Consider the following 7,500-nt stretch of genomic DNA (forward strand, 5'->3'; position numbering starts at 1 on the left):
CTCGGCCCAAAAACAAACCCCCTGTCTGCGTGAGCAGACAGGGGGTTTGGAATTTAATCTTGACGATGACCTACTCTCACATGGGGAAACCCCACACTACCATCGGCGATGCATCGTTTCACTACTGAGTTCGGGATGGGATCAGGTGGTTCCAATGCTCTATGGTCGTCAAGAAATTCGGTAGCCAGGTCGTTTGCCTTTCGGCTCACGCTCCAGCGAATGGGTATGTAATAGAGGGGTGTTTTGTGAATCGCAAACTTTCGGTTTGTATCGTCTTCACACACCGCAACTTGCAGGCTCTTGTATTCAAGGGCGCAAATTGCTTGGGTGTTATATGGTCAAGCCTCACGGGCAATTAGTATTGGTTAGCTCAACGCCTCACAGCGCTTACACACCCAACCTATCAACGTCGTAGTCTTCGACGGCCCTTTAGGGAACTCAAGGTTCCAGTGAGATCTCATCTTGAGGCAAGTTTCCCGCTTAGATGCTTTCAGCGGTTATCTTTCCCGAACATAGCTACCCGGCAATGCCACTGGCGTGACAACCGGAACACCAGAGGTTCGTCCACTCCGGTCCTCTCGTACTAGGAGCAGCCCCTCTCAAATCTCAAACGTCCACGGCAGATAGGGACCGAACTGTCTCACGACGTTCTAAACCCAGCTCGCGTACCACTTTAAATGGCGAACAGCCATACCCTTGGGACCGGCTTCAGCCCCAGGATGTGATGAGCCGACATCGAGGTGCCAAACACCGCCGTCGATATGAACTCTTGGGCGGTATCAGCCTGTTATCCCCGGAGTACCTTTTATCCGTTGAGCGATGGCCCTTCCATACAGAACCACCGGATCACTAAGACCTACTTTCGTACCTGCTCGACGTGTCTGTCTCGCAGTCAAGCGCGCTTTTGCCTTTATACTCTACGACCGATTTCCGACCGGTCTGAGCGCACCTTCGTACTCCTCCGTTACTCTTTAGGAGGAGACCGCCCCAGTCAAACTACCCACCATACACTGTCCTCGATCCGGATAACGGACCTGAGTTAGAACCTCAAAGTTGCCAGGGTGGTATTTCAAGGTTGGCTCCATGCAGACTGGCGTCCACACTTCAAAGCCTCCCACCTATCCTACACAAGCAAATTCAAAGTCCAGTGCAAAGCTATAGTAAAGGTTCACGGGGTCTTTCCGTCTAGCCGCGGATACACTGCATCTTCACAGCGATTTCAATTTCACTGAGTCTCGGGTGGAGACAGCGCCGCCATCGTTACGCCATTCGTGCAGGTCGGAACTTACCCGACAAGGAATTTCGCTACCTTAGGACCGTTATAGTTACGGCCGCCGTTTACCGGGGCTTCGATCAAGAGCTTCGCGTTAGCTAACCCCATCAATTAACCTTCCGGCACCGGGCAGGCGTCACACCCTATACGTCCACTTTCGTGTTTGCAGAGTGCTGTGTTTTTAATAAACAGTCGCAGCGGCCTGGTATCTTCGACCGGCGTGGGCTTACGCAGTAAATGCTTCACCCTCACCGGCGCACCTTCTCCCGAAGTTACGGTGCCATTTTGCCTAGTTCCTTCACCCGAGTTCTCTCAAGCGCCTTGGTATTCTCTACCCAACCACCTGTGTCGGTTTGGGGTACGGTTCCTGGTTACCTGAAGCTTAGAAGCTTTTCTTGGAAGCATGGCATCAACCACTTCGTTGTCTAAAAGACAACTCGTCATCAGCTCTCGGCCTTAGAATCCCGGATTTACCTAAGATTCCAGCCTACCACCTTAAACTTGGACAACCAACGCCAAGCTGGCCTAGCCTTCTCCGTCCCTCCATCGCAATAACCAGAAGTACAGGAATATTAACCTGTTTTCCATCGACTACGCTTTTCAGCCTCGCCTTAGGGACCGACTAACCCTGCGTCGATTAACGTTGCGCAGGAAACCTTGGTCTTTCGGCGTGGGTGTTTTTCACACCCATTATCGTTACTCATGTCAGCATTCGCACTTCTGATACCTCCAGCAAGCTTCTCAACTCACCTTCACAGGCTTACAGAACGCTCCTCTACCGCATCACCTAAGTGATACCCGTAGCTTCGGTGTATGGTTTGAGCCCCGTTAAATCTTCCGCGCAGGCCGACTCGACTAGTGAGCTATTACGCTTTCTTTAAAGGGTGGCTGCTTCTAAGCCAACCTCCTAGCTGTCTAAGCCTTCCCACATCGTTTCCCACTTAACCATAACTTTGGGACCTTAGCTGACGGTCTGGGTTGTTTCCCTTTTCACGACGGACGTTAGCACCCGCCGTGTGTCTCCCATGCTCGGCACTTGTAGGTATTCGGAGTTTGCATCGGTTTGGTAAGTCGGGATGACCCCCTAGCCGAAACAGTGCTCTACCCCCTACAGTGATACATGAGGCGCTACCTAAATAGCTTTCGAGGAGAACCAGCTATCTCCGAGCTTGATTAGCCTTTCACTCCGATCCACAGGTCATCCGCTAACTTTTCAACGGTAGTCGGTTCGGTCCTCCAGTTAGTGTTACCCAACCTTCAACCTGCCCATGGATAGATCGCCCGGTTTCGGGTCTATTCCCAGCGACTAGACGCCCTATTAAGACTCGCTTTCGCTACGCCTCCCCTATTCGGTTAAGCTTGCCACTGAAAATAAGTCGCTGACCCATTATACAAAAGGTACGCAGTCACCCAACAAAGTGGGCTCCCACTGCTTGTACGCATACGGTTTCAGGATCTATTTCACTCCCCTCTCCGGGGTTCTTTTCGCCTTTCCCTCACGGTACTAGTTCACTATCGGTCAGTCAGTAGTATTTAGCCTTGGAGGATGGTCCCCCCATATTCAGACAAAGTTTCTCGTGCTCCGTCCTACTCGATTTCACTGTAAAGATGTTTTCGCGTACAGGGCTATCACCCACTATGGCCGCACTTTCCAGAGCGTTCCGCTAACATCAATACAGCTTAAGGGCTGGTCCCCGTTCGCTCGCCACTACTAAGGGAATCTCGGTTGATTTCTTTTCCTCAGGGTACTTAGATGTTTCAGTTCCCCTGGTTCGCTTCTTAAGCCTATGTATTCAGCTTAAGATACCTAACTTATGTTAGGTGGGTTCCCCCATTCAGACATCTCCGGATCAAAGTCTGTTTGCCGACTCCCCGAAGCTTTTCGCAGGCTACCACGTCTTTCATCGCCTCTGACTGCCAAGGCATCCACCGTATGCGCTTCTTCACTTGACCATATAACCCCAAGCAATCTGGTTATACTATGAAGACGACATTCGCCGAAAATTCGCATGTTCAATTAAGAACTCATTCACAAATTTTACCTTAGCCTGAATAAACACCAGTGAAAGTGTTATCCAGTCTAACTTTCTATTACATACCCAAATTTTTAAAGAACGATCTAATCAAAAGATCAGAAATCAACATTCACTCTCTTTCGAGAAAATGTTCATTTCTAAGCTTTGCGATACAGAAGCAGTAATGGTGGAGCCAAACGGGATCGAACCGTTGACCTCCTGCGTGCAAGGCAGGCGCTCTCCCAGCTGAGCTATGGCCCCATATTTCTACAGGTAATTTCCAAACAAAATTGGTGGGTCTGGGCAGATTCGAACTGCCGACCTCACCCTTATCAGGGGTGCGCTCTAACCAACTGAGCTACAGACCCAATTTTGATCTACTTCTATCGTCTTCTTCAATGAATCAAGCAATTCGTGTGGGAACTTATGGAGCAGCTGATGTCGTCGATTAAGGAGGTGATCCAGCCGCAGGTTCCCCTACGGCTACCTTGTTACGACTTCACCCCAGTCATGAATCACACCGTGGTAACCGTCCTCCCGAAGGTTAGACTAGCTACTTCTGGTGCAACCCACTCCCATGGTGTGACGGGCGGTGTGTACAAGGCCCGGGAACGTATTCACCGTGACATTCTGATTCACGATTACTAGCGATTCCGACTTCACGCAGTCGAGTTGCAGACTGCGATCCGGACTACGATCGGTTTTATGGGATTAGCTCCACCTCGCGGCTTGGCAACCCTTTGTACCGACCATTGTAGCACGTGTGTAGCCCAGGCCGTAAGGGCCATGATGACTTGACGTCATCCCCACCTTCCTCCGGTTTGTCACCGGCAGTCTCCTTAGAGTGCCCACCATTACGTGCTGGTAACTAAGGACAAGGGTTGCGCTCGTTACGGGACTTAACCCAACATCTCACGACACGAGCTGACGACAGCCATGCAGCACCTGTCTCAATGTTCCCGAAGGCACCAATCTATCTCTAGAAAGTTCATTGGATGTCAAGGCCTGGTAAGGTTCTTCGCGTTGCTTCGAATTAAACCACATGCTCCACCGCTTGTGCGGGCCCCCGTCAATTCATTTGAGTTTTAACCTTGCGGCCGTACTCCCCAGGCGGTCAACTTAATGCGTTAGCTGCGCCACTAAGAGTTCAAGACTCCCAACGGCTAGTTGACATCGTTTACGGCGTGGACTACCAGGGTATCTAATCCTGTTTGCTCCCCACGCTTTCGCACCTCAGTGTCAGTATCAGTCCAGGTAGTCGCCTTCGCCACTGGTGTTCCTTCCTATATCTACGCATTTCACCGCTACACAGGAAATTCCACTACCCTCTACCATACTCTAGCTTGCCAGTTTTGGATGCAGTTCCCAGGTTGAGCCCGGGGATTTCACATTCAACTTAACAAACCACCTACGCGCGCTTTACGCCCAGTAATTCCGATTAACGCTTGCACCCTCTGTATTACCGCGGCTGCTGGCACAGAGTTAGCCGGTGCTTATTCTGTCGGTAACGTCAAGACAATCACGTATTAGGTAACTGCCCTTCCTCCCAACTTAAAGTGCTTTACAATCCGAAGACCTTCTTCACACACGCGGCATGGCTGGATCAGGCTTTCGCCCATTGTCCAATATTCCCCACTGCTGCCTCCCGTAGGAGTCTGGACCGTGTCTCAGTTCCAGTGTGACTGATCATCCTCTCAGACCAGTTACGGATCGTAGCCTTGGTGAGCCATTACCTCACCAACTAGCTAATCCGACCTAGGCTCATCTGATAGCGCAAGGCCCGAAGGTCCCCTGCTTTCTCCCGTAGGACGTATGCGGTATTAGCGTCCGTTTCCGAACGTTATCCCCCACTATCAGGCAGATTCCTAGGTATTACTCACCCGTCCGCCGCTCTCAAGAGAAGCAAGCTTCTCTCTACCGCTCGACTTGCATGTGTTAGGCCTGCCGCCAGCGTTCAATCTGAGCCATGATCAAACTCTTCAGTTCAAACATCTTTGGGTTTTTAAGAAACCCTAAACTTGGCTCAGCAATCGTTGGTTACATCTTTGATTTCTCGCGGAGTAACTTGTGATGCTGATAATCTTGTTGACTATCAGTCTGACTCCACAAGCACCCACACGAATTGCTTGATTCAGTTGTTAAAGAGCGGTTGGTTAGCTTTCGCTGAACCGAGGCGCGCATTCTACAGCAGCCTCTGTTGCTGTCAAGCGGTTATTTTAAGATGTTTTCAAAGTTTCCTCTGTAACATCAACCACTTGCGCTTTCGATCTCTCGTTAGCGGGAGGCGAATTCTACAGCGTTACACGCTGCTGTCAACACCTTATTTCCTGCTACGTTCAATCTACTTGTTAGCCAGGCAAATGGCCTGGTTAACAGCACACGCTTTTTACAAAGCTTGTACTTATACAAAAACAAAATCCCCGACTGCGTGAGCAGACAGGGATTTTGGAATTTAATCTTGACGATGACCTACTCTCACATGGGGAAACCCCACACTACCATCGGCGATGCATCGTTTCACTACTGAGTTCGGGATGGGATCAGGTGGTTCCAATGCTCTATGGTCGTCAAGAAATTCGGTAGCCAGGTCGTTTGCCTTTCGGCTCACGCTCCAGCGAATGGGTATGTAATAGAGGGGTGTTTTGTGAATCGCAAACTTTCGGTTTGTATCGTCTTCACACACCGCAACTTGCAGGCTCTTGTATTCAAGGGCGCAAATTGCTTGGGTGTTATATGGTCAAGCCTCACGGGCAATTAGTATTGGTTAGCTCAACGCCTCACAGCGCTTACACACCCAACCTATCAACGTCGTAGTCTTCGACGGCCCTTTAGGGAACTCAAGGTTCCAGTGAGATCTCATCTTGAGGCAAGTTTCCCGCTTAGATGCTTTCAGCGGTTATCTTTCCCGAACATAGCTACCCGGCAATGCCACTGGCGTGACAACCGGAACACCAGAGGTTCGTCCACTCCGGTCCTCTCGTACTAGGAGCAGCCCCTCTCAAATCTCAAACGTCCACGGCAGATAGGGACCGAACTGTCTCACGACGTTCTAAACCCAGCTCGCGTACCACTTTAAATGGCGAACAGCCATACCCTTGGGACCGGCTTCAGCCCCAGGATGTGATGAGCCGACATCGAGGTGCCAAACACCGCCGTCGATATGAACTCTTGGGCGGTATCAGCCTGTTATCCCCGGAGTACCTTTTATCCGTTGAGCGATGGCCCTTCCATACAGAACCACCGGATCACTAAGACCTACTTTCGTACCTGCTCGACGTGTCTGTCTCGCAGTCAAGCGCGCTTTTGCCTTTATACTCTACGACCGATTTCCGACCGGTCTGAGCGCACCTTCGTACTCCTCCGTTACTCTTTAGGAGGAGACCGCCCCAGTCAAACTACCCACCATACACTGTCCTCGATCCGGATAACGGACCTGAGTTAGAACCTCAAAGTTGCCAGGGTGGTATTTCAAGGTTGGCTCCATGCAGACTGGCGTCCACACTTCAAAGCCTCCCACCTATCCTACACAAGCAAATTCAAAGTCCAGTGCAAAGCTATAGTAAAGGTTCACGGGGTCTTTCCGTCTAGCCGCGGATACACTGCATCTTCACAGCGATTTCAATTTCACTGAGTCTCGGGTGGAGACAGCGCCGCCATCGTTACGCCATTCGTGCAGGTCGGAACTTACCCGACAAGGAATTTCGCTACCTTAGGACCGTTATAGTTACGGCCGCCGTTTACCGGGGCTTCGATCAAGAGCTTCGCGTTAGCTAACCCCATCAATTAACCTTCCGGCACCGGGCAGGCGTCACACCCTATACGTCCACTTTCGTGTTTGCAGAGTGCTGTGTTTTTAATAAACAGTCGCAGCGGCCTGGTATCTTCGACCGGCGTGGGCTTACGCAGTAAATGCTTCACCCTCACCGGCGCACCTTCTCCCGAAGTTACGGTGCCATTTTGCCTAGTTCCTTCACCCGAGTTCTCTCAAGCGCCTTGGTATTCTCTACCCAACCACCTGTGTCGGTTTGGGGTACGGTTCCTGGTTACCTGAAGCTTAGAAGCTTTTCTTGGAAGCATGGCATCAACCACTTCGTTGTCTAAAAGACAACTCGTCATCAGCTCTCGGCCTTAGAATCCCGGATTTACCTAAGATTCCAGCCTACCACCTTAAACTTGGACAACCAACGCCAAGCTGGCCTAGCCTTCTCCGTC

Annotated in this window: 2 tRNA genes and 5 rRNA genes (1 of these 7 only partly in view); all 7 read right to left on the reverse strand. The window is 50.9% G+C overall.

The window, feature by feature from the left end:
* Positions 1 to 57: 57 nt before the first annotated feature.
* A 5S ribosomal RNA gene (rrf, locus tag V6L79_RS00005) occupies positions 58 to 173 on the reverse strand.
* A gap of 161 nt (positions 174 to 334) precedes the next feature.
* Positions 335 to 3,226, reverse strand: a 23S ribosomal RNA gene (locus tag V6L79_RS00010).
* 247 nt (positions 3,227 to 3,473) lie between these two features.
* Positions 3,474 to 3,549 (reverse strand) — tRNA-Ala (locus V6L79_RS00015).
* 30 nt (positions 3,550 to 3,579) lie between these two features.
* Positions 3,580 to 3,656 (reverse strand) — tRNA-Ile (locus V6L79_RS00020).
* Between the two features lie 81 nt (positions 3,657 to 3,737).
* Positions 3,738 to 5,274 (reverse strand): 16S ribosomal RNA (locus V6L79_RS00025).
* A gap of 470 nt (positions 5,275 to 5,744) precedes the next feature.
* A 5S ribosomal RNA gene (gene rrf / locus V6L79_RS00030) occupies positions 5,745 to 5,860 on the reverse strand.
* Positions 5,861 to 6,021: 161 nt separating this feature from the next.
* A 23S ribosomal RNA gene (locus tag V6L79_RS00035) occupies positions 6,022 to 7,500 on the reverse strand; it runs 1,413 nt beyond the window's last position.
* The 16S, 23S and 5S rRNA genes sit together here with 2 tRNA genes alongside, the layout of an rRNA operon.

This window comes from Pseudomonas sp. ML2-2023-6 (genome assembly GCF_037055265.1).
GTDB classification, from domain to species: Bacteria; Pseudomonadota; Gammaproteobacteria; order Pseudomonadales; family Pseudomonadaceae; genus Aquipseudomonas; species Aquipseudomonas kulmbachensis.